Source organism: Pedobacter sp. JY14-1 (assembly GCF_029269825.1).
Taxonomy (GTDB): domain Bacteria; phylum Bacteroidota; class Bacteroidia; order Sphingobacteriales; family Sphingobacteriaceae; genus Pedobacter.
In genome coordinates, this window is sequence record NZ_JARJHU010000008.1 from 233030 (window position 1) to 253939 (window position 20910).

The 20910-nt window shown below is 47.7% G+C and carries 24 protein-coding genes; 15 read left to right on the plus strand and 9 right to left on the minus strand.

Annotation, left to right across the window (positions count from 1 at the left end; translation table 11 throughout):
• Nucleotides 1-67: 67 nt before the first annotated feature.
• The 3 genes from rsgA to P2W84_RS14585 are packed head-to-tail and all read left to right on the plus strand — an operon-like array spanning nt 68 to nt 1787.
• Nucleotides 68-988 carry a ribosome small subunit-dependent GTPase A gene (rsgA, locus tag P2W84_RS14575; RefSeq protein ID WP_276090884.1) on the plus strand — a complete coding sequence of 307 codons (921 nt, stop codon included), beginning with the start codon at nt 68-70 and terminating at the stop codon, nt 986-988.
• Between the two features lie 12 nt (nt 989-1000).
• On the plus strand, nt 1001-1453 hold the full coding sequence (gene dtd, locus P2W84_RS14580) for a D-aminoacyl-tRNA deacylase (RefSeq protein WP_276090885.1): 453 nt from the start codon (nt 1001-1003) through the stop codon (nt 1451-1453).
• A gap of 7 nt (nt 1454-1460) precedes the next feature.
• Nucleotides 1461-1787: a nucleotide pyrophosphohydrolase gene (locus P2W84_RS14585; RefSeq protein ID WP_276090886.1), complete on the plus strand. Its 327-nt coding sequence runs from the start codon at nt 1461-1463 to the stop codon at nt 1785-1787.
• 53 nt (nt 1788-1840) lie between these two features.
• Here the strand turns inward: P2W84_RS14585 and P2W84_RS14590 are convergent, their stop codons facing one another.
• On the minus strand, nt 1841-2242 hold the full coding sequence (locus tag P2W84_RS14590; RefSeq protein WP_276090887.1) for an HIT family protein: 402 nt from the start codon (nt 2240-2242) through the stop codon (nt 1841-1843).
• Nucleotides 2243-2265: 23 nt separating this feature from the next.
• Nucleotides 2266-2739 carry a transcription elongation factor GreA gene (greA, locus tag P2W84_RS14595; protein ID WP_276090888.1) on the minus strand — a complete coding sequence of 158 codons (474 nt, stop codon included), beginning with the start codon at nt 2737-2739 and terminating at the stop codon, nt 2266-2268.
• Nucleotides 2740-2932: 193 nt separating this feature from the next.
• On the opposite strand from greA, the gene P2W84_RS14600 reads away from it, so the two are divergent.
• The gene (locus P2W84_RS14600) at nt 2933-4822 is read left to right on the plus strand and encodes a M1 family metallopeptidase (RefSeq protein WP_276090889.1); all 1890 of its coding nucleotides are present in this window, start codon (nt 2933-2935) and stop codon (nt 4820-4822) included.
• A gap of 18 nt (nt 4823-4840) precedes the next feature.
• Here P2W84_RS14600 and P2W84_RS14605 read toward each other — a convergent pair whose 3' ends face one another.
• Together P2W84_RS14605 and rsmA are read right to left on the minus strand one after the other, a co-directional pair.
• Nucleotides 4841-5767, minus strand: a complete 927-nt coding sequence (locus P2W84_RS14605) for a 2-hydroxyacid dehydrogenase (protein ID WP_276090890.1) — start codon at nt 5765-5767, stop codon at nt 4841-4843.
• Nucleotides 5768-5770: 3 nt separating this feature from the next.
• On the minus strand, nt 5771-6553 hold the full coding sequence (rsmA, locus tag P2W84_RS14610) for a 16S rRNA (adenine(1518)-N(6)/adenine(1519)-N(6))-dimethyltransferase RsmA (protein ID WP_276090891.1): 783 nt from the start codon (nt 6551-6553) through the stop codon (nt 5771-5773).
• Between the two features lie 101 nt (nt 6554-6654).
• Between rsmA and pdxA the strand changes: the two genes are divergently transcribed.
• The 11 genes from pdxA to P2W84_RS14665 all read left to right on the plus strand — a co-directional run bounded on the left by pdxA (nt 6655) and on the right by P2W84_RS14665 (nt 16951).
• The gene (gene pdxA / locus P2W84_RS14615; RefSeq protein WP_276090892.1) at nt 6655-7734 is read left to right on the plus strand and encodes a 4-hydroxythreonine-4-phosphate dehydrogenase PdxA; all 1080 of its coding nucleotides are present in this window, start codon (nt 6655-6657) and stop codon (nt 7732-7734) included.
• A gap of 69 nt (nt 7735-7803) precedes the next feature.
• A complete protein-coding gene (locus P2W84_RS14620; RefSeq protein WP_276090893.1) occupies nt 7804-8337 on the plus strand; it encodes a DUF177 domain-containing protein in 534 nt (177 codons plus the stop codon).
• 20 nt (nt 8338-8357) lie between these two features.
• Nucleotides 8358-8549, plus strand: coding sequence for a 50S ribosomal protein L32 (gene rpmF / locus P2W84_RS14625; RefSeq protein ID WP_276090894.1), 192 nt, complete (start codon nt 8358-8360; stop codon nt 8547-8549).
• A gap of 96 nt (nt 8550-8645) precedes the next feature.
• Complete coding sequence (plsX, locus tag P2W84_RS14630) at nt 8646-9587, plus strand: phosphate acyltransferase PlsX (protein ID WP_276090895.1); 942 nt, start codon at nt 8646-8648, stop codon at nt 9585-9587.
• Between the two features lie 8 nt (nt 9588-9595).
• The gene (locus P2W84_RS14635; protein ID WP_276090896.1) at nt 9596-10585 is read left to right on the plus strand and encodes a beta-ketoacyl-ACP synthase III; all 990 of its coding nucleotides are present in this window, start codon (nt 9596-9598) and stop codon (nt 10583-10585) included.
• A 70-nt stretch (nt 10586-10655) separates the two neighbouring features.
• Nucleotides 10656-11144 carry an acetyl-CoA carboxylase biotin carboxyl carrier protein gene (gene accB / locus P2W84_RS14640; RefSeq protein ID WP_276090897.1) on the plus strand — a complete coding sequence of 163 codons (489 nt, stop codon included), beginning with the start codon at nt 10656-10658 and terminating at the stop codon, nt 11142-11144.
• 37 nt (nt 11145-11181) lie between these two features.
• Nucleotides 11182-12522 carry an acetyl-CoA carboxylase biotin carboxylase subunit gene (accC, locus tag P2W84_RS14645; protein ID WP_276090898.1) on the plus strand — a complete coding sequence of 447 codons (1341 nt, stop codon included), beginning with the start codon at nt 11182-11184 and terminating at the stop codon, nt 12520-12522.
• Between the two features lie 88 nt (nt 12523-12610).
• Nucleotides 12611-13477 carry a twin-arginine translocase subunit TatC gene (tatC, locus tag P2W84_RS14650; protein ID WP_276090899.1) on the plus strand — a complete coding sequence of 289 codons (867 nt, stop codon included), beginning with the start codon at nt 12611-12613 and terminating at the stop codon, nt 13475-13477.
• Between the two features lies 1 nt (nt 13478).
• Nucleotides 13479-13916, plus strand: coding sequence for a ribose 5-phosphate isomerase B (rpiB, locus tag P2W84_RS14655; protein ID WP_276090900.1), 438 nt, complete (start codon nt 13479-13481; stop codon nt 13914-13916).
• 2 nt (nt 13917-13918) lie between these two features.
• Nucleotides 13919-15502, plus strand: coding sequence for a M28 family peptidase (locus P2W84_RS14660; RefSeq protein WP_276090901.1), 1584 nt, complete (start codon nt 13919-13921; stop codon nt 15500-15502).
• A gap of 24 nt (nt 15503-15526) precedes the next feature.
• Nucleotides 15527-16951, plus strand: coding sequence for a LutB/LldF family L-lactate oxidation iron-sulfur protein (locus P2W84_RS14665; protein WP_276090902.1), 1425 nt, complete (start codon nt 15527-15529; stop codon nt 16949-16951).
• Here the strand turns inward: P2W84_RS14665 and P2W84_RS14670 are convergent.
• The 5 genes from P2W84_RS14670 to gcvH form a co-directional block, all read right to left on the minus strand.
• The gene (locus P2W84_RS14670) at nt 16879-17517 is read right to left on the minus strand and encodes a SprT-like domain-containing protein (RefSeq protein WP_276090903.1); all 639 of its coding nucleotides are present in this window, start codon (nt 17515-17517) and stop codon (nt 16879-16881) included. The genes P2W84_RS14665 and P2W84_RS14670 overlap by 73 nt on opposite strands.
• A gap of 17 nt (nt 17518-17534) precedes the next feature.
• Nucleotides 17535-19649, minus strand: a complete 2115-nt coding sequence (gene feoB / locus P2W84_RS14675) for a ferrous iron transport protein B (RefSeq protein ID WP_276090904.1) — start codon at nt 19647-19649, stop codon at nt 17535-17537.
• Between the two features lies 1 nt (nt 19650).
• The gene (locus P2W84_RS14680) at nt 19651-19869 is read right to left on the minus strand and encodes a FeoA family protein (protein ID WP_276090905.1); all 219 of its coding nucleotides are present in this window, start codon (nt 19867-19869) and stop codon (nt 19651-19653) included.
• A gap of 219 nt (nt 19870-20088) precedes the next feature.
• Nucleotides 20089-20481 carry a glycine cleavage system protein H gene (locus P2W84_RS14685; RefSeq protein ID WP_276090906.1) on the minus strand — a complete coding sequence of 131 codons (393 nt, stop codon included), beginning with the start codon at nt 20479-20481 and terminating at the stop codon, nt 20089-20091.
• A gap of 8 nt (nt 20482-20489) precedes the next feature.
• Complete coding sequence (gene gcvH, locus P2W84_RS14690) at nt 20490-20870, minus strand: glycine cleavage system protein GcvH (protein WP_276090907.1); 381 nt, start codon at nt 20868-20870, stop codon at nt 20490-20492.
• Nucleotides 20871-20910 lie beyond the last annotated feature (40 nt).

Below are 20910 nucleotides of genomic sequence, written 5' to 3' on the forward strand. Positions count from 1 at the left end.
TCAAAGTAAAGCTATAATTTTTGTTTTCACAAATATTTTTCGCTATTTCTTACCTTTACCCAAATATATGCAAGGATTAGTTATCAAATCGACAGGCAGCTGGTACCAGGTGCGTACGGAGGAAGGTGTAGATTACGACTGCAGGATAAAGGGCAAGTTCAGGATAAAGGGCATACAGACGACCAATCCGGTCGCGGTGGGCGATATCGTCGATTTTGAACTGGAACCGAATTCGGATAAAGGTGTAATAGACCGCCTGCGTGACCGGAGGAACTACATTATCCGGAAGTCGATCAACTTATCCAAACAGGCACAGATCATTGCGGCAAACATGGACCAGGCCTTCCTGGTGGTCACGCTGGCCTCACCCCGCACTTCACTGGGCTTTATCGACCGGTTCCTGGCCACGGCAGAAGCTTATGACATTCCGGCGGTGCTTGTTTTTAACAAGCTCGACCTGTTCAGCGAGGAAGGGCTGGAAATACTGGCGGAGTACCAGGAGATCTACGAACACATCGGTTACCCCTGTTATTCTGTTTCTGCACTGAATGGTGCAAATGTACAGCTGATCGCTGAACTGCTTAAAGACAAGGTAACGCTGTTTTCAGGGCATTCGGGGGTGGGGAAATCGAGCCTGATCAATGCGCTGATGCCGGGAATGGACCTGAAAACCGGCCATGTTTCTGAAGCGACGGACAAGGGGCAGCACACGACAACTTTTGCAGAGATGCACGAACTGCCTTTCGGGGGCTACCTGATCGATACGCCGGGCATACGGGAGCTTGGAGTCTTCGACATTGGTAAGGATGAGCTGGGGCATTATTTCCGGGAAATCAGGGAGCGCATGGGCGACTGCAGGTTTAACAATTGCAGGCACATTAACGAGCCGGGCTGTGCGGTGCTGGAAGCAGTGGAAGAAGGGGAAATTGCGCCAAGCCGGTATGAAAGTTATGTGAGCATTTATTATGGTCACGATACCAGGGCATAATCACCGTAAAACATGAGAGCAGTCATACAAAGGGTTTCAGGAGCAAGTTGCCGCGTAGCAGATGAAGTAACAGGCGAAATAGGGCTGGGCTTCATGGTACTGCTGGGCATTGAAGACGCGGATACGGAAGAGGATATGGAATGGCTCGCCGGGAAAATCTTCTCCATGCGGGTGTTTGCTGATGAGCAGGGCATGATGAATAAGGCGCTTGCCGATATTGGTGGCGATATTTTACTGATCAGCCAGTTTACCTTATTTGCCTCGACAAAAAAAGGCAACAGGCCGGGTTTTACCCGTGCAGCGAGGCCGGAAAAGGCGATACCCCTGTATGAGGCGATGAAGGAAAGGTTGACTGCCTTGCTGGGCCGCAAGGTGGAGGCGGGCATTTTCGGCGCCGACATGAAGCTATCGCTGATCAATGACGGCCCGGTAACGATTTTAATAGACACAAAGAACAGGGAATAAAAGTACTATGACGATTAAGGAAGCACAGGAAACGGTAGACAACTGGATCAAGACCACCGGGATACGTTATTTCAATGAACTGACGAATACGGCGATCCTGATGGAGGAAGTAGGCGAGGTGGCACGCATCATGGCGCGAAGATACGGTGAACAGTCGTTTAAGAAGAGTGACGAGGCGGTTGACCTTGGAGATGAAATGGCCGATGTGTTCTTTGTTCTGGTATGCCTGGCCAACCAGACAGGGATCGACCTGACGGAGGCACTGCAAAAGAACCTGGAGAAAAAGAACATCAGGGATGCCGAGCGGCACCGGAATAACGAGAAACTGAAATAAGCGTTTAAACAGAAAAGGGCAGTTGAACTGCCCTTTTATTGTGGATGTAAATGTTAACCTCTGGCGAGTACAGCCCTGATCTTTACCGCAGCTTCATGAAGCTCTTCATGGCTTGGTTTTAGTTTTTCACGGCTGAAGTTCATGTCGCTGACATTGTTCATGGGAATGAGGTGAATGTGCACATGGGGGACTTCAAGACCAATAACGGCAACTCCCACCTTTACACATGGAAATGCCTCTTTTACGCCTTTTGCCACAATTCTGCTGAACAGGTTGAGGCCCACATATTCTTCCTCATCCATATCGAACAGATAATCCGTTTCCTTTTTCGGGATGACCAGTACATGGCCCATCACCAGTGGATTGACATCGAGGAAGGCCAGGAATTCGGCAGTCTCGGCAACGACATGTGCCGGTATTTCCCCGCTGACGATTTTTGAAAAGATGCTTGCCATTGTTTTTAATCAGTTAGGTTATTTTATCTGCTGATTTCCAGTATCTCAAATTCAATCTTTCCTGCCGGTACCTGGATCTCGGCCTTATCTCCTACCGACTTACCCAGAAGGCCTTGTGCAATGGGAGATTTTACGGAAATTTTGCCGGTCTTCAGGTCGGCTTCCGACTCTGCGACCAGCTGGTAGGTCATGGTAGCACCGTTCTTGACATTTTTGATCTTGACGATAGAAAGTGCCAGCACCTTGGAAAGGTCGAGTTTGGACTCGTCGATAAGCCTCGCTGTAGCCAGTGTAGCCTCCAGCTTGGCTATTTTGGCCTCATGAAGGCCTTGTGCTTCTTTAGCTGCGTCATACTCCGCATTTTCTGAAAGATCGCCCTTATCTCTTGCTTCAGCAATGGCATTTGACATTTGCTGCCTTCCTACGGTTTTTAAATGCTGCAGCTCTTCCTTCAGTTTTTCTAATCCATCCTGGGTATAATAAGTTACCTCTGTCATAGCTAAATTAATTTTAATCGTTACTCTAAAAAACAAACAAGACTACATCGGAATAAACCCATATAGTCTTGTTCAAGTTTAACGAAGATAATCGGGTAATACGATAAAAGCAAATTATTGTGAGGAAACAATCGGACCGACCCGAAAATAATCGGATGGATTCACTTAGCTTTACATGATGAACCAGATGATGATGAAAACCGATATTTTACCCAGGCTTGCCATTACGTTCGCTGTGCTTTCTTTCTGTCTTCCAGGGCTTCGCGCACAGGAACTTTACATGCCCAGAAATATAAAACATGCCTACGAAAATGGCACCCGTTCGGCAGACGGGAAACCGGGCAAAAACTACTGGCAGAACCACGGAAAATATACGATTGACTTTGAAGTGGATGCGGTGCAGAAAACGGTAAGCGGCAGTGAACGCATTTTATACACCAATAACAGCCCGGATACCTTAAGTTCTGTAACTATCCGGTTTGTGAACAACATTCATAAGCCGGAAGCACCACGCGCGGGACAGGTACCAAAAGATTACCTGAGTGCAGGGCTCAAGATCAGTTCTTTCAGGGCGGCAGGTTCGGTGATTAAGGTAAATACGGAAGATTGGGGAACGGTTGCGAATGTAAAACTGGAGCAGCCGTTGCTTCCGGGTTCGAAAACGGAGTTTGAAATTACCTGGTCCTATCCCTTGTCTAAGCTAAGCGGCAGAGAGGGACAGATCAGCAGTACGACTTTTTTTGCGGCATACGGATATCCAAGAATATCGGTATACGATGACTACAATGGCTGGGACCAGGTGCCGCATACGGACCGTACCGAGTTTTACAGCGATTTCAACGATTATGCGGTAACAGTTAAGGCCCCTGCGGGTTATGTGGTATGGGCCACGGGCGACTTGCTGAATCCGGAGGAGGTGTTGCTGCCTGAAATTGCGGACCGTTACAAAAAGTCACTGGTTGCAGACGAAGTGCTCCATATTGCCTCGGCTGCCGAAATGAAGGCAGGTAAAGTGGTAAAGCCCGGAAGGAATGTATGGAAGTTTAGCGCGACGCACATTTGCGACTTTACCTTCTCCCTGAGCAGTACTTATGTCTGGGATGCGGCGAGCGTAGTGGTAGACAAAGCTACAGGCCGGAGGGCGGGCATGCAAGCTGCGTACGATGCTGCTGCGAAGGACTTTTCGCACGCCGTGGAATGGGGGCGTGCTGCATTGAAATGGTTTTCTGAAAATTGGCCGGGCGTGCCCTACCCCTACAGCACGATGACGGCTTTTCAGGGTTTTGCCGATATGGAATACCCGATGATGATCAACGACAGCAGTACACCTGATCTGGAATTCTCACAGTTTGTACTGAACCACGAGATCGCGCATACTTATTTTCCGTTTTATATGGGCACCAACGAAACGCGCTATGCCTTTATGGATGAGGGCTGGGCGACGACACTCGAATACCTGATCGGGATTGAGCAACTGGGAAAAGAGCGGGCTGCCGAAAACTATAAGAAGTTCAGGATCAGCAAATGGATCTCTGATCCGTCCGGGGAACAGGACCAGCCGATCATTGCAATGTCGACACAGGTTTCGGGAGCAGGCTACGGCAACAATGCGTATGGCAAACCATCGCTGGCCTACCTGGCACTGAAGGATATGCTGGGCGATGTGGCGTTTGGCAAGGCCCTGAAAACTTATATGGAACGCTGGAACGGAAAGCATCCGATTCCCTGGGATTTCTTTTATGCGATGAACGCGGGCAGCGGTCAGAACCTGAACTGGTTCTGGAATAACTGGTTTTTCAGCAATAACTACATTGACCTGTCTGTAGGGAAAGTGACCGTTAAAGGCACATCATATACCGTCCAGGTAAACAATACGGGTGGCTTTGCGGCGCCGTTTGACGTAAAGGTCGTTTACGCGGATGGCAGTGTACAAAACACGCATTTGACTGCTTCGGTATGGAAAAATGCAGACAAACAGATTGCCGTTGAGGTGAAGGCCTCGAAACCTGTCAGCGCCATTGTACTGGACGGCGGGATTTTTATGGATGCCACTCCCGCGGATAACCGCTGGAAACAACAATAAGCGGAAACCGCAAGTCGCTCAGAGCGCTTCCAGCTTTTGGGCAAGGACTTCGGATATTTTACGGTAGGAATCGAATGTCCAGCCGCCGACATGCGGGCTAAGCAGCACTTTACGGGACCCGATAAGTTCAGGGTACCATTCTTGTTCGCCCAGCGCCGGAAATTTCTCCGTTTGCAGCACGTCCAGGCCCGCTCCGATTATTTTACCCTTATTAATGGCATTGAGCACGGCCTGCACACTGACAATCTCCCCGCGCGCGGTATTGATAAAAAAGATAGGTTTGCGGAAATGAAAGAAGTATTCGTCATCCACCATCAGCCGGGTTTCGGGGGTGAGGGGAATATGAAGACTAAGCACATCGCTGTGCTTCACGATTTCTTCCATGCTGGCTTCCCTGGCATACTTATCTGAGAATCCGGTCTTGTACTTATCGTAGGCGAGTACGGTGACCCCGAATCCGGCGAGTCTTTTCGCAAAGGCCTGCCCCATGTGGCCATAGCCGATGATGCCGACCGTTTTGCCTTTTAATTCATAGCCCCGGTTGCCTTCCCTGTCCCATATCCCGTTTCGGATCTCCTGGTCTGCCTTGACAAAATTGTTCATCAATGCAAGGAGCATACCCAGGGAGTGCTCGCCGACGGCATCACAGTTACCTTCAGGTGCGTTGATGAGGGCAATACCCCTTTCCCTGGCAAAGGCCTCGTCGATATTGTCCAGACCTGCGCCTGCCCTGGCTACAAACTTCAGCTTTTGGGCTTTAAGAATCAGTTCCCTGTCGATAAGGAACTTTGTCCGTACGGCGATCCCGTCATAGTCACCGATAATGTCCAGGGTTTCGGCCCTGGTAATGAGTGGCTGGTCATCGACCTGGTAGCCCATTGCGGCTGCATTTTCCTTAAATACAGGGTGAAGATCGTCTACGATGAGTATTTTTCCTTTGGTCATTTGCTATTGATTGAGCTGGGTAAGATGCTGAGTGAGTGTGATGAAGTCATCAACAGACAATTGCTCGGCCCGCTTTTCAAAAAAGGGATGGTTGTCCATCTTATCTTTAGGGAGCACCGCCGACAGGGCATTCCGTAAGGTTTTACGGCGCTGGTTGAAGCCCGCTTTTACGGTGCGCCAGAACAGCTTCTCATCACAGGGTAGTGTATGGACCTCGTTCCGGCTGAGCCTGATGACGCCTGAGTTTACTTTTGGCGGCGGGTTGAAGGTGCCCGGTTTAACGGTAAATAGGTATTCGATATGGTAATAGGCCTGAATGAGGACGCTCAGGATGCCATATTCCTTGGTGCCTGGCTTCGAGGCACAGCGTTCAGCAACTTCCTTCTGGAACATCCCGACCATTTCCACAACCCTGTCCCTGTTGTCCAGTATCTTGAACAGGATCTGAGAGGAGATGTTGTAAGGAAAATTTCCGATAACCGCGAACTTCCCGGGAAAAATGGTGCCCAGGTCGAGCTGAAGAAAATCTCCGTGGATGAGCCGGGTACCCAGTTGCGGATATTTTTGTTGCAGAAAGGCACAGGACTCTGCGTCGATATCGATGAGATGGGTTTCCAGTTCTGTCCTTTCGAGCAGGAAATCGGAAAGGATACCCATACCGGGACCGACTTCAAGGACCTGCTTGTACTGGCTGGTATGCACCAGGGCATTGACGATCCTGGCCGCAATATTCTTATCTGTAAGAAAATGCTGCCCTAAATGCTTTTTTGCCTTGACCAAACTCATATCCCGATTTGTTAATGGCTGCAAAATAAGGAAAGTTTTACCAGTATAGGACCAACATTAGGGTGGAATTCTGTAATTTGCGCTAAATTTCTGGTCGGATTATGAGCAATAAAATTAAAATCGGGATAAGTACAGGAGATATCAACGGGATCGGAATGGAGGTCATCCTCAAGACTTTAGCCGAGGCTAGCATACTGGAATATTGTACACCCATTGTGTACGGGCACACTAAAGTTGCTTCGTATCACCGCAAGGCACTGGGTATAAACGATGTGACCTTTAATATCATTACCGAGGCCGAAGCGGCCAGTGCCAAAAAGCCCAACCTGATCAATTGCTGGGAAGAAGATGTGAAGATAGACCTCGGGACAGCCAATGAAACTGGTGGAAAGTACGCGTTGCTGTCACTGGAGAGGGCAACGGACGATCTGGTAAAAGGGCATATTGATGCGCTCGTAACTGCTCCGATCAACAAAAACAACATACAATCGGAAACTTTCACGTTTCCGGGACATACAGAATACCTGCAGCAAAGAAGCGGTGGCAATGATGTGCTGATGTTCATGATCACCGACAACTTAAAGGTAGGCGTAGTGACGGGGCATATCCCGGTAGAAAAGGTGGCCCAGAGCGTAAGCAGGGAAAAGATCGTGAAAAAGCTGATGATGATGAACGAAAGCCTGAAGAAGGACTTCTGGATCGGGAAGCCAAAAATAGCGGTACTTGGGCTGAACCCTCATGCAGGCGACAACGGCCTTCTGGGTACGGAAGAAGAAAAGATAATTATCCCGGCCATACAGGATGCCTTCGATAAAGGGGTGATCTGTTTTGGCCCCTACCCTGCTGACGGCTTCTTCGGCAACGGCACCTATAAGCAGTTTGACGCGGTGCTGGCCATGTATCACGACCAGGGCCTGGTCCCGTTCAAAACCATTGCTTTTGGCACAGGCGTAAATTTTACGGCAGGGCTGAAATTTGTACGCACCTCACCTGACCATGGAACAGGTTATGATATCGCAGGTAAAAATCTTGCCAACCCTTCTTCTTTTGCAGAAGCGGTTTACTCGGCCATACATATCGTGAAACGCCGGAGGGAACAGGAAGCGATGTTGTCCAATCAGCTGAGGGGCGGCGGAAAAGTGGTGGAAACGGCCTTCGACCTTAAGGACGATGCGAGCTAGCATTTTTTAAATAACATTTTAGGATTATTAAATTAATCCTTACATTTGCGGGCTAAAATTTTGTTACAATTGAAAGCTTTAAAACAATTTTCAATACCGTTTACCGGCTTAAAAATTGGCAAACATCAGTTTGATTTCGAGATTGATAACAATTTTTTTGACGCTTTTGAGTACTCCCTTGTAAAAAAGGGCGACCTGAAAGCTGAGGTTGAGCTGGACAAACAGGAAACCATGCTGATCCTGCAGTTCCGTATAGACGGAACGATCGTGCTGGATTGCGACAAGTGCCTGGCAGCGTTCAATTCACCGGTGAGCATCCGTGAGCGGCAGATCGTAAAGTTTGCCGAGGATGAACTGCAGAGCGATGACCTGGAAATCATCGTACTGCACAAGAAGGAGACTGAAATTGATATTTCAGGGCTTATCTACGAGTTCATCACTGTTGCCGTTCCTTACGTTAAGTTCTGTGAGGAAAACGGGGACGGACAGCAATGCGATCAGGAAATGATTGCAAGGCTGGAAAGCCTGTCAACGGGCGCACAAAAGGAAGAAGAGGAAACAGATGAGGACCCGAGGTGGGACGCATTAAAGAAATTAAAATAAAATAATTAAATAAACTAGCAATGGCACATCCAAAACGCAAGGTTTCTAAGAGCAGAAGAGATAAAAGAAGAACGCACTATAAGGCAGATGCCCCTTCTCTGGCAACATGCCAGACAACTGGTGCGATCCATGTCCCACACCGCGCTTATAACGTTGACGGCAACCTGTATTACAACGGTAAACTGGTTATTGAAAACACCTCTATAGGTTAATTTTTCTAAAAAATAGTTTGTGTTTTAAGTCATCTAAAGGTTAACTTAGGGACTTGAACGAGGGCCCAAAATCCTCTGCGCAAACTGATTTTTACTATGAAAATAGGTCTCGATATAATGGGCGGGGACTATGCTCCCAAAGCAAATGTTTTGGGAGCAATAGCAGCCCATCCATTGTTATCACCGGATGAGCAGATTGTGCTGATCGGTGACACCAAACAGATTAAACCGCTGATATCAGAGAACGGTTTTGATCCCGGCCTTTTCGAGTATATTCATACTGAAGAGGTCATCGGTATGGGCGAGCATCCGACCAAGGCTATCGTACAAAAGCCTAACTCCAGCATTTCAATAGGGTTCGAAATGCTGAAAAACGGCGAACTGGATTCTTTTGCCAGCGCCGGTAACTCTGGCGCCATGCTTGTTGGTGCGGTATTCAGTGTAAAAACGATACCCGGCATCATCAGACCCTGTCTTACCACTTTTCTTCCTAAACTGAGCGGCGGCATAGGCCTTATGCTGGATGTTGGCGCAAACGCAGACTGCAAACCTGATGTGTTGCTGCAGTTTGGCGTCCTTGGCAGCCTGTATGCAGAAAATGTAATGCACATCAATAATCCTAAAGTCGCGCTGATGAATATCGGCGAAGAAGATGAGAAAGGCAATATGCTGAGCATGGCCACTTTCCCGTTGATGAAGGAAACCAAGCTTTTCAATTTTGTGGGAAATGTGGAAGGGAGAGACCTTTTCAATGATAAGGCAGATGTTGTGGTATGTGACGGCTTTACGGGCAATGTGATGCTTAAGCTTGCAGAATCTTTTTATGTATTGACCCTGAAGAGGGGGCTGAAGGACGAATTCTTTGACCGTTTCAATTATGAAACCTATGGCGGCAGTCCTGTTCTTGGTGTAAATGCACCGGTTGTTATTGGCCACGGCATATCGAGCCCCATGGCCATAAAAAATATCATACTACAATCTAGGGATATGGTAACCACCGGCCTGGTGGGTAAGATACAGGCCGCATTTAATAATTAAAAGATAAGATGAGTAAAATTCACGCTGCGATTACTGCGGTTAATGGTTATGTTCCTGAGTATGTATTGACGAACAAGGAACTGGAATCTATTGTGGATACGACCGACGAGTGGATAACGACCAGGACCGGGATAAAAGAGCGCAGGATACTGAAGGGGGAAGGTCTGGGCACATCTGATCTTGCTGTTGAGGCGGTGAACGGCCTTCTGAAGAAACGCGGCATCGGTGCCGAAGAAATAGAACTCATCATCTTTTGCACGACAACTCCCGATATGCCCTTCCCTGCCACGGCGAATATCCTGGCAGATAAGGTCGGTGCGAAGAATGCCTGGGGATATGACCTGCAGGCAGCCTGTTCGGGTTTTATCTTTGGTCTCGCTACGGGTGCGCAGTTCATTGAATCCGGAAAGCATAAAAAGGTGCTGGTTATAGGTGGAGATAAAATGTCTTCCATCGTAAATTATAATGACCGTACGACCTGCATTATTTTCGGGGACGGTTGCGGAGCGGTTTTACTGGAACCTGATGCGGAAGGCTACGGGGTGATGGATTCCATACTCAAGACCGACGGATCTGGCATGCAGTTTCTACACCAGAAAGCGGGAGGTTCGGTAAGGCCCGCCTCTCATGAAACGGTAGATAACCATGAACATTCGGTTTACCAGGAAGGCCAGACTGTATTTAAGTTTGCGGTAACCAAAATGGCTGATGTAGCTGCTGAGATCATGGACCGCAATGGCCTGGTCTCAGAAGATGTCGCATGGCTGGTGCCACACCAGGCAAACAAACGGATCATTGATGCGACGGCTTCCAGAATGGGCGTGGGACCCGAAAAGGTGATGATCAATATTCAGCGCTACGGAAACACCACCAATGGTACGATACCGCTTTGCCTGTGGGAATGGGAGAGTCAGCTGAAAAAAGGAGACAATATTATTCTTGCCGCGTTTGGCGGTGGCTTTACCTGGGGCTCTGTCTACTTAAAGTGGGCTTATTAGTCACATTTATCATAATTATATCATACATTCGTTGATTCTAAACACATTGTTTTCTTAATAACACCAAAAAATGGATATTAAACAAATTCAGGAACTCATTAAATTTGTTTCTCGTTCGGGAGTAAATGAAGTGGCTATTGAGCAGCAGGACTTCAAGATAACAATAAAGACCAATCAAACACCTACTGTTGTTCATGCGACAGTTCCGGTTGCGGCTCCGGTTCCTCCTGCAGCAGCCCTGGCGGCAGCACCGCAAGCGGTACCGGCTACAGCGGAAACCAAGTCTGCAGCCCCTTCGGCAGCTGAAGATACTTCTAAATACATCACCATCAAATCTCCGATGATCGGTACTTTCTACCGCTCTTCAAGCCCTGAAAAGCCGTCTTTTGTGAATGTAGGCGATGAAGTTTCTGCCGGAAAGGTAATCTGCATCATCGAGGCGATGAAACTGTTCAATGAGATTGAAAGTGAAGTGTCCGGAAAGATCGTAAAGGTGCTTGTTGATAATGCTTCTCCTGTAGAGTATGATCAGCCTTTATTTTTAGTAGAACCGATTTAATATTGCCGCAGGCAAACTGCACGATATCAACTAAACTATGTTTAAAAAAATATTAATTGCCAACAGGGGCGAGATCGCTTTGCGTATCATCCGGACCTGTAAGGAAATGGGTATTAAGACGGTAGCTGTATATTCTACTGCCGACAGGGAAAGTTTACACGTCCGTTTCGCTGACGAAGCGGTATGTATCGGCCCTCCTCCCAGCAAGGACTCTTACCTGAGCATTCCTAATATCATCTCTGCCGCGGAATTAACCAATGCTGATGCGATCCATCCCGGATACGGGTTCCTGTCTGAGAATGCAAAGTTCTCTTCCGTCTGCCGTGATTACGGTATTAAGTTTATCGGTGCTACACCGGAGCAGATCAACGCAATGGGCGACAAGGCTTCTGCCAAGGACACCATGAAAAAAGCCGGTGTACCTACCATTCCGGGTTCTGAAGGTTTGCTGGAAAGTGTGAAAGAAGGCATAAAGCTGGCGAATGAAATGGGCTATCCGGTAATCCTTAAGGCGACTGCAGGTGGTGGCGGCCGCGGCATGCGGGTGATCTGGAAGGATGAAGATTTCGAGAATGCATGGGACAGCGCCCGTCAGGAATCTGGAGCTGCATTTGGAAATGACGGCCTGTACCTTGAGAAATATATCGAAGATCCCCGCCATATTGAAATACAGATTATCGGTGACCAGTACGGAAAGGCTTGTCACTTATCTGAACGTGACTGCTCAATACAACGCAGGCATCAGAAGCTGGTAGAAGAGGCTCCCTCTCCGTTCATGACGCCAGAGCTTCGCGAGAAAATGGGTGAAGCTGCTGTTAAGGGCGCAATAGCTGTTCAGTACGAAGGCGCGGGTACCATCGAGTTCCTGGTAGACAAACACCGCAATTTCTATTTTATGGAGATGAATACCCGTATTCAGGTAGAACACCCGGTTACTGAAGAAGTGATTAACTATGACCTGATCAAAGAGCAGATCAAGGTAGCTTCCGGTGTTCCGATCTCCGGAAAGAATTATATGCCGGATATGCATGCGATCGAATGCAGGATCAATGCAGAGGACCCGTTCAATGGCTTCAGGCCCAGCCCGGGAAAGATCACCAACTTCCATTCTCCCGGCGGTCATGGTGTCCGTGTGGATACACACGTATACTCAGGCTATCAGATTCCGCCTAACTATGACTCAATGATTGCCAAACTGATCTGTGTAGCGCAGACGCGTGAAGAAGCGATCAGCACCATGGAGCGTGCATTAAGTGAGTTTGTAATAGAAGGTATCAAGACAACGATCCCTTTCCATCTGAAGTTGATGAAGGACCCGAATTTCAGGGCAGGTAACTTTACCACCAAATTTATGGAGACTTTTGAATTTTCAGAATAGCATCAAAATAGGTACGAATTCTAACATTTAAAACGCAAATACCATTCTAAATAAAACAGAATGGTATTTTTGTTTACAAATAAGATACATGAGCAACTCAAATAAAAGAGACCTGATCGGGGCCATAAAGGAAAAAGGAAAGAACCTGGAAGCGGAAATGTCCTTCTTTGATCATATTGACGTACTCAGGAAGCATTTGCTCCGTGCGCTTGCCGTAGTCTTTGTCCTGACACTCGGAGCCTTTTACTTCACGGATTTCATTTTTAACACAGTAATCATGGGGCCTAAAAATCCTGGTTTCTGGACTTACCGAATGATGTGCAAACTGGTGGAAATGTTCCCGCAGCTGGGCCCGGACTTCTGTATCACCAAGATCGATGCAAAGATCATCAATACCGAAATGGCCGGACAGTTTACCTTACAGTTAAACTCATGTGTGATGGTAGGCATCGTACTAGGTATCCCCTATCTGCTGTTTGAGCTCTGGCTTTTTGTGAAACCAGCGCTGCATGACAATGAACGAAAATCTGCCAGTGGCTTTGTTGCCTTTGCTTCGGTTTTATTTTTCGTAGGTATACTCTTTGGCTATTACATCGTATGTCCGCTTTCGATCAACTTCCTGACTAATTTTACAGTAAGCCCGGATATACAGAATACGTTTACAATAGATTCCTATCTGTCATCTGTAATGACGCTCACACTCGGATCTGGTGTGATCTTCCAGCTGCCGGTAATTATCTTTATTCTCTCAAAGCTGGGGATAATGACTCCGGCATTTATGCGCTCAAGCAGAAGATATGCTATCGTAATTATTCTGATCGTAGCGGCGGTAGTAACTCCTACCGCTGATCCGTTTACCATGATGGTGGTAGCCACGCCGTTATTTGTGCTTTATGAAATGAGTATCTACATTTCGGCAAACATAGAACGTAAAAGAAATAAAGCACTAAAATAACATGTCAACAGAAAAGATAAAAATTGCCATTGGGGCAGACCATGCCGGATTTGAATACAAGGAGCTGTTACGTGAGTATCTTGCAGATTATGAAGTAAAGGACTTCGGGACCTATTCGCCGGATTCCGTGGATTACCCCGACTTTGCCCATCCTGTAGCCTCGGCTGTGGAGAATGGGGAATTTACCTTTGGTATTCTGGTCTGCGGAAGCGCCAATGGCGTAGCAATTACGGCAAACAAACACCAACAAATCCGTGCTGCCATTTGTTGGCTCAATGAATTGGCCGCGCTGGCCAGACAACATAACAATGCAAACGTGTTGTGCATACCTGCGCGCTTCGTTTCAGAAGATCTGGCAAAACAGATGGCCGATACTTTTATAACTACTGCCTTTGAGGGTGGCCGGCATGCGGGCCGTGTCGGAAAAATATCCTGTTAGCGATGAAAAAAGCACTTTTGTACTCGGTTGCCGGACTGTTGCTAAGCGCAACGGCAGTTGCACAGAATAAAACCGCGATTAAGTTTAGTCAGACGATCAACAAGGACAATGCCTATAAGCACCTTTCTGTTCTGGCTTCTGACGAGTACGAAGGCCGGGAGACGGGTACTCCCGGAGGCTGGAAAGCAGCCGATTATATCCGGGAGCATTTCAGAGCAGCGGGGCTGAAGGGACCGGTAAGCGGTGGATATTTTCAACCGGTGGATATGGCAAAGTTTGAACTTTCCCAGGTACTTACTGTCGATGGTGACCCTGCAGAACCCCTGAAGGATTTTTATGTGAATCCGCAGATCGTTTTACCTAAAGGCTTTACGCTGAGTGTCCCTTCAGTTCTCTTCGGCGGATATGGGCTCGTAAAGGAAGGTTATGATGACTTTCAGGGTAACGAAATTTCCGGAAAAGTGGTCATGATCCTGAAGTCAAGGCCTTCGGGAGAGCAAGGTGGTGAAGCTTTACCTGCATTGAACGCCCGCCTGAAGTATCTGGCAGCGCATCAGGCAGCCGCAGTCCTTGTTGTCGACCCCCAGGTGGATGATATGCCGGATAATCTTAAAAGATACCTGCAGTCCGAACAGCTGGTGATGAAGAGTAAGGAATACCTGGAGACATTGAATAGCACCCAGCCCACGCCTGTAATCAATATAGGAAGTGCCATTGCAGATAAGATTCTTGGTGTCTCCGGATCTGGGCTCGCGGCCCTGAGGGCAAAGCTGGCTGAAGGTAAAACTGCTGCAACGGAAGTCAGGGTGCCTTTGAGCATTTGTGCCGGCAAAAAGGAAAATAAAGTAAGGGCAGAAAATGTTCTGGGCTTCCTGGAAGGCAGTGATCCTAAGTTAAAACATGAAGTACTGGTCATTACAGGACATTATGACCATATCGGTATAAATCCGGACGCCAAAGGAGACGATAAGATCAATAACGGTGCCGATGACGACGGTTCGGGGACGACTGGCGTACTGATGATCGCCGAAGCATTTGCAAAGGCAAAAAAAGCGGGGTACGGTCCTAAAAGAAGCATTTTGTTCATGACGGTGACCGGCGAGGAAAAAGGATTGCTCGGATCGGAGTGGTATTCTGAAAACCCGGTCTTTCCACTGGAAAAAACCATTACCAATTTAAATATTGATATGATCGGCCGGGGGGACAAGGAGCGTGCCCAGGACAATAACTTCGTATACATTATCGGATCTGACATGCTGAGTTCTGACCTCGACCGGATCGGGAAAAAGGCGAATAAGGATTACGTGAACATTAAACTGGACGAGAAATACAACAACCGTACTGATCCTAACCGGTTTTATTACCGCTCTGACCATTATAACTTTGCCAAACATGGCATTCCGGTCATCTTTTATTTCAACGGGGTTCATGAGGACTATCACCAGCCTGGAGACGAGGTGAGCAAGATCGACTTTCCAATGCTTGCAAAAAGGAGCCGGCTGGTATATTTTACCGCCTGGGAACTTGCGAATGCTGCGAAACGCCCGGCAGTAGATAAGAATGAGGATGGCAGTCCTAAGAAATAGGGGTTTTGAATAATAAATAGAGCTATGACGAAGATTGCTGAAGATTTTTTGATAAAGGCGGATGAGAAGGCTTTCGACGCGGGGCACCGCAAAACCATCAACTATAATATCGGCAGGTATAATATGGCTGTCGAACGCGGTCTGTCTAAATTTGAGAATCTGGAAAACTCCAAAAAGAAGGCGCATGTGATCAAATGGCGGGTCATGGAAAACCTGGACAAATACCTGCCGGAATTTGAGGCAAATTTCCAGCGGCGGGGTGGTAAGGTGATCTGGGCTAATGATGCCGCTGAGGCACAGAAAGAGATCCTGAACATTATCAACAGGGTTGGCGGCAAGACCGTCATCAAGTCAAAATCGATGACCACCGAGGAGATACACATCAATGACTTCCTGGAAAAGCAGGGTATCGAATCGCTGGAAAGTGACCTCGGGGAATATATTGTGCAGCTTTTGGGTCAGCCTCCTTACCATATCGTAACACCGGCCATGCATCTTAGCAAGGAGGAAATTGCAAAGGTATTCCACGATAAGTTCGGCACTCCCCTGGATTATACACCGGAGCAACTTGTACAAAAGGCACGTGAGCTCCTGAGGGAAAAATACCTGAGGGCAGATGTTGGAATCAGCGGCGGAAATTTTCTGATAGCGGATACCGGAAGTATTGCTTTAACTGAAAATGAGGGGAATGCCCGGCTGTGTACCACTTTCCCAAAGGTACATATCGCTATTGTAGGTATAGAAAAGATAATTCCTTCAATAGCTGATCTAGACTTATTCTGGCCCTTGCTGGCCAGTCATGGCACAGGTCAAAACCTGACCGTTTACAACAGTATCCTGAGTGGCCCGAGACAGCCTGGAGAGACGGATGGTCCGGAAGAAATGTATGTGCTCCTGCTGGACAACGGCCGCTCGAATCTCCTGGCACAAAAGGAGCAGCGACAAGGCTTGTATTGCATCAGGTGCGGCGCTTGCCTGAATGCATGCCCGGTTTATAAAAACATCGGCGGGCATACTTATGACACCACTTACAGCGGTCCGATCGGATCAGTAATCACGCCCCATTTTAAGGGGATGAAAGATTTTAAGCACCTGAGTTATGCGTCCAGCCTCTGTGGGAAATGTTCTGAAGTCTGCCCGGTAAAAATAGACATCCACAAGATGCTGCTGCTCAACAGGCGGGACGCCGTCAAGGCGCATGAAAACACCAAAATAGAAGATATTGGCTGGAAAGCATGGAATGTGGGTATGCAAAAACGATCGCGAATGGATGCTGTGGGCGGCAAGATCAAGAATTTCCTGTTGAAGTACCTGTTCAAAAGAAAATGGGGCAAATACAGGGACATGCCTGTCGTTGCGGAAAAGTCATTTGCGCGTCAATGGACGGAAAGGAACAGTTCCTCAGACGATAATTCCGGCGAAACCTCTGCCAGCGGATTAAAAAGATAGGTATTCCCGTTATCCAGGGACACGCAGCGGTAGCGTTTCCTGAGGCGCTCTCCTTTTCTGAACCTTCTGCCATCCTTGATTTTGAATATGGCATTTGCAGGCAGCTCTTCAAGTCTCTTAGCGTCTTCCTTCCCGAAATCGTAGGCCTTCAGTGCACGTGAAAGCCTCAGGTCGGTGCAACTTGCCGCAGCGGGGTTATTCAGGTAATGATGGATGGCCACCCGGATATCCTCGGGGAATATATCCTGGTTCAGAAAAGGTACCATCATGCGTTTGAAATTACGTTTCCATTCGTCTCCATGTGGTTTTACCTTATTTTTATATTCATTCCATGTCAACAAATGGGCAAACTCATGTACTGTGGTAACCAGGAACGCATAGGAATTGAGGTCATTGTTCACCGAGATCTTATGACCTTCACCCCTGAACGGGTGCCTGTAGTCCCCAAGTTTGGTTCTCCGGTTACGCGATATCTTAAATTCACATTGGAAATAATCTATCCAGCGTGCGATTACAGGGGCTGCCCCCGCAGGCATGTACTGCGCCAGGATATCTTTCTTTTCCATGAAGCCAATATAAGTAATTACTTCAAAAGCTGATAAGCAATAAGGCTGGCTACATAGGCAAGCGTTGTCATGTAGACCAGCTGAATAACCGGCCACTTCCAGGACTTGGTTTCACGGTATACGATTGCAACGGTACTCATACACTGCATGGCAAATGCGTAGAACAGCATCAGTGAGAAAGCCGTTGCAAAGGTAAACACCGGCAGCCCGGTATCCGGATCACGCGCGCCACGCATTTTATTGCGGATGGTATCTACTGCATCGTCGCCCTCTACGCTATAGATTGTTGCCATAGTACCTACAAAAGCCTCTCTGGCAGCAAATGAAGTGATCAGTGCGATACCGATCTTCCAGTCAAAACCGAGTGGCCTGATGACCGGCTCAATCACGTGTCCAAGAATGCCTGCATAGGAATTTTCCAGACGCTCGGCAGCTTTATCCCTTTCCAGTGTACTGATCAGCACGCTGTCCTTTCCAGCCTCAATAGCCGTATACTTCCGGTCTATTTTTTCAAATCTATCTGAAGGCCCGTACGTAGCCAGTACCCATAATACGATGGATATGGCAATAATAACCTTTCCGGCTTCAAAAACAAATGTCTTCGACTTCTCATACATCGTCAGCAATACATTACTCCATCTCGGCATACGGTAAACCGGAAGCTCCATGATAAAATAAGAGCGTTCTTTCGCTTTGACAATCAGCTTCATCACATAGGCCACAACTACAGCCGCAAGGATACTGATCACATACATAGCCATCAGCGTGAGGCCCTGCAGGTTAATAAATCCCCAGACATTTTTCTCCGGGACCACCAGCGAGATCAGCAGTGTATAAACAGGAAGCCTGGCAGAGCAGCTGACCAGCGGAACAACCATAATGGTGATGATTCTGTCCTTCCAGTTCTCAATGTTCCTGGCACTCATAATAGAAGGCACGGCACAGGCCAGACCACCGATCATCGGCACGACGGATTTACCGCTTAATCCGACCTTGCGCATGATCTTATCCATCATAAAGGTAACCCTGGCCATATAGCCCGTATCTTCCAGGATCGAAATGAAGGCAAACAAAATGGCAATCTGCGGAATAAAGATCACGATACCCCCCAGGCCGGCTACAATACCGTCCAGCAGCAGGTCTGTCAGTATACCTTCCGGAAGGTGCCGATGACCATATTCGGTGAGCCATACAAACGTATATTCGATCAGGTCCATTGGATAGGACGACCAGGAAAAAATAGAGTTGAAGATAAAGAAGAGGATGGCGATAAATATAATGAAGCCCCAGAAGCGGTTGGTCAGTATGGTGTCCAGCCGGTCGCTCGTGGCAAATTTACGTTTCGCCCCGGTATCTGTAATGACACCGCTCAGCACCGACCCGAGATACCGGTAACGGGCAATCGTCTCAGCGGCCTGTAGTGCCGAAGATTCAAACACATGTTCTGTCCTGATTTTTTCCAATGCAGCGTGCTGTTCCGGACTAAGCAGGTTTAATGACTGGTGCTGGTGGAGCAACTGCAGGGCAAGGTAGGCATTGTCTGTAGCCAGTATCTTTTTCGCTGCTTCGATAGCAAGCGGAGCAATGGTATGAAGGTCTGCACCCGGAGCCTGTGTAGGGATCTTGTTGGTGTTACTGATGGCCTGCTTCAACTGATCGAGGCCGATATTGCTCCTGGCCGATATCGGGACTACCCGGACGCCCAGTCTTTCGGAGAGTTTATCGACATTGATGTCAATTCCCTCCTTCGTGGCCATATCGGTCATGTTCAGCGCCAATATCAACGGTATGCCCAGATCTGCTACCTGGGTGTACAACAATAAATTTCTCCTGAGGTTAGTGGCATCTGCTACTACAACGATAATATCGGGATGATTTGGGCTGTTCCGATCGGCCAGCACCTGCAGCACGATCTTTTCATCGCCGCTTTTGGGATAAAGGCTATAAGTGCCCGGAAGATCGGTAACCTCTGCCTGCCTGCCGTCGGCAAGCCGGGTATAACCTACTTTCTTATCAACCGTAATGCCTGGAAAATTACCAATTTTCTGGTTTAATCCAGTAAGCAGGTTAAAGAGCGTAGATTTCCCGGTATTCGGGTTTCCGACTAATGCAATTTTTAAATTATCCGCCAACTTATTGTTCGATTATAATAATAGATGCTTCGCTTTTGCGCAGACAGAGCTGATAGCCGGATACCCGGATCGCAATCGGGCAGCCCATAGGCGCAAACCGCTCCACTTCCACCTGTTCGCCGGGAAGACACCCCATCTCCATCAGTTTGACCGACATTTCAAGATCAGTGAAGGATACGATGGTTGCGCGTTCTCCCGGATTTAGCTGTGAAAGTTTCATCTTTTTATCAGGTATAAATAAAGCGGCAATTTAACCTTTATCTATAATAATTCCAAATAAGAGTCCGGATAATCAGCGTGCGGGAGTTGAAGCTGTTGCCGGAATTTGCCGATAGCTTACCTTAGGGCATTTACATCCCGGTCTGAACAGCCCGCAACCGGACAGCATAGCCGAGGATAACAGGATGGCAAGTAAAATGGCTGATTTTCTCATGTGTCGTTACCGTTTCTCGTAATTGAACAGGTGTAAAAGTACGAAACTGAACACACCCATGAAAACACCCACCATGTCGCAACCGAAATCCCACCACTCTGCAGACCGATAGGTAAATATCTTCCATTGCACAAGCTCGATAAAACCGCCCAGGGCAGCTCCGATGAGGATAACCTTAAAAATGGTCAGCGACCTGAAACTATAATTATGCTGGTACCTGATCTTACCAAAAAAAAGAAAAATGGTCAGCACATAGAAAAAGCCCAGGTGCACCATTTTATCGAATCCCTCAAAAAAAAAGCCTGATCCGGAGGTATCAGGCATTTTCATATTGCACATGACCAGGATAACGGCCGTCCAGAGAATGGCCCATATCTGGGATTTAATGCGTTCCAACATATTCATCGCTAAGCGCCGACCAATTCCTGGTAAGCCGCTGCGCTCAGCAGGCCATCCACACTGTCAAGATCGGCAACCGAGACCTTTACCATCCATCCTTTTCCGTAGGGATCAGAATTTACAAGTTCAGGATCATCATTAAGCTCAGCATTGAATTCCAGTACCGTAGCCGTTACAGGCATGAAAAGGTCAGAAACGGTCTTAACGGCTTCAACAGTACCGAAAACTTCATCCTTACCTACCTCGTCACCGACAGTATTGATGTCGATGTAAACAATATCACCCAGCTCACGCTGTGCGAAATCTGTAATGCCGATGTAGGCTTCGTTCCCTTCTACCCTGATCCACTCATGATCTCTGGTATACTTTAATTCTGCTGGAAAATTCATTTGTCTTATTTTATGTTGTTAAGTTAATTACTTATGCACG

What these genes read in the sequence shown, in the direction of transcription:
- rsgA (WP_276090884.1), top strand. Translation starts at nt 68, where the DNA reads ATGCAAGGATTAGTTATCAAATCGACAGGCAGCTGGTACCAGGTGCGT.
- dtd (WP_276090885.1), top strand. Translation starts at nt 1,001, where the DNA reads ATGAGAGCAGTCATACAAAGGGTTTCAGGAGCAAGTTGCCGCGTAGCA.
- P2W84_RS14585 (WP_276090886.1), top strand. Translation starts at nt 1,461, where the DNA reads ATGACGATTAAGGAAGCACAGGAAACGGTAGACAACTGGATCAAGACC.
- P2W84_RS14590 (WP_276090887.1), bottom strand. Translation starts at nt 2,242, where the DNA reads ATGGCAAGCATCTTTTCAAAAATCGTCAGCGGGGAAATACCGGCACAT.
- greA (WP_276090888.1), bottom strand. Translation starts at nt 2,739, where the DNA reads ATGACAGAGGTAACTTATTATACCCAGGATGGATTAGAAAAACTGAAG.
- P2W84_RS14600 (WP_276090889.1), top strand. Translation starts at nt 2,933, where the DNA reads ATGAAAACCGATATTTTACCCAGGCTTGCCATTACGTTCGCTGTGCTT.
- P2W84_RS14605 (WP_276090890.1), bottom strand. Translation starts at nt 5,767, where the DNA reads ATGACCAAAGGAAAAATACTCATCGTAGACGATCTTCACCCTGTATTT.
- rsmA (WP_276090891.1), bottom strand. Translation starts at nt 6,553, where the DNA reads ATGAGTTTGGTCAAGGCAAAAAAGCATTTAGGGCAGCATTTTCTTACA.
- pdxA (WP_276090892.1), top strand. Translation starts at nt 6,655, where the DNA reads ATGAGCAATAAAATTAAAATCGGGATAAGTACAGGAGATATCAACGGG.
- rpmF (WP_276090894.1), top strand. Translation starts at nt 8,358, where the DNA reads ATGGCACATCCAAAACGCAAGGTTTCTAAGAGCAGAAGAGATAAAAGA.
- plsX (WP_276090895.1), top strand. Translation starts at nt 8,646, where the DNA reads ATGAAAATAGGTCTCGATATAATGGGCGGGGACTATGCTCCCAAAGCA.
- P2W84_RS14635 (WP_276090896.1), top strand. Translation starts at nt 9,596, where the DNA reads ATGAGTAAAATTCACGCTGCGATTACTGCGGTTAATGGTTATGTTCCT.
- accB (WP_276090897.1), top strand. Translation starts at nt 10,656, where the DNA reads ATGGATATTAAACAAATTCAGGAACTCATTAAATTTGTTTCTCGTTCG.
- accC (WP_276090898.1), top strand. Translation starts at nt 11,182, where the DNA reads ATGTTTAAAAAAATATTAATTGCCAACAGGGGCGAGATCGCTTTGCGT.
- tatC (WP_276090899.1), top strand. Translation starts at nt 12,611, where the DNA reads ATGAGCAACTCAAATAAAAGAGACCTGATCGGGGCCATAAAGGAAAAA.
- rpiB (WP_276090900.1), top strand. Translation starts at nt 13,479, where the DNA reads ATGTCAACAGAAAAGATAAAAATTGCCATTGGGGCAGACCATGCCGGA.
- P2W84_RS14660 (WP_276090901.1), top strand. Translation starts at nt 13,919, where the DNA reads ATGAAAAAAGCACTTTTGTACTCGGTTGCCGGACTGTTGCTAAGCGCA.
- P2W84_RS14665 (WP_276090902.1), top strand. Translation starts at nt 15,527, where the DNA reads ATGACGAAGATTGCTGAAGATTTTTTGATAAAGGCGGATGAGAAGGCT.
- P2W84_RS14670 (WP_276090903.1), bottom strand. Translation starts at nt 17,517, where the DNA reads ATGGAAAAGAAAGATATCCTGGCGCAGTACATGCCTGCGGGGGCAGCC.
- P2W84_RS14680 (WP_276090905.1), bottom strand. Translation starts at nt 19,869, where the DNA reads ATGAAACTTTCACAGCTAAATCCGGGAGAACGCGCAACCATCGTATCC.
- P2W84_RS14685 (WP_276090906.1), bottom strand. Translation starts at nt 20,481, where the DNA reads ATGTTGGAACGCATTAAATCCCAGATATGGGCCATTCTCTGGACGGCC.
- gcvH (WP_276090907.1), bottom strand. Translation starts at nt 20,870, where the DNA reads ATGAATTTTCCAGCAGAATTAAAGTATACCAGAGATCATGAGTGGATC.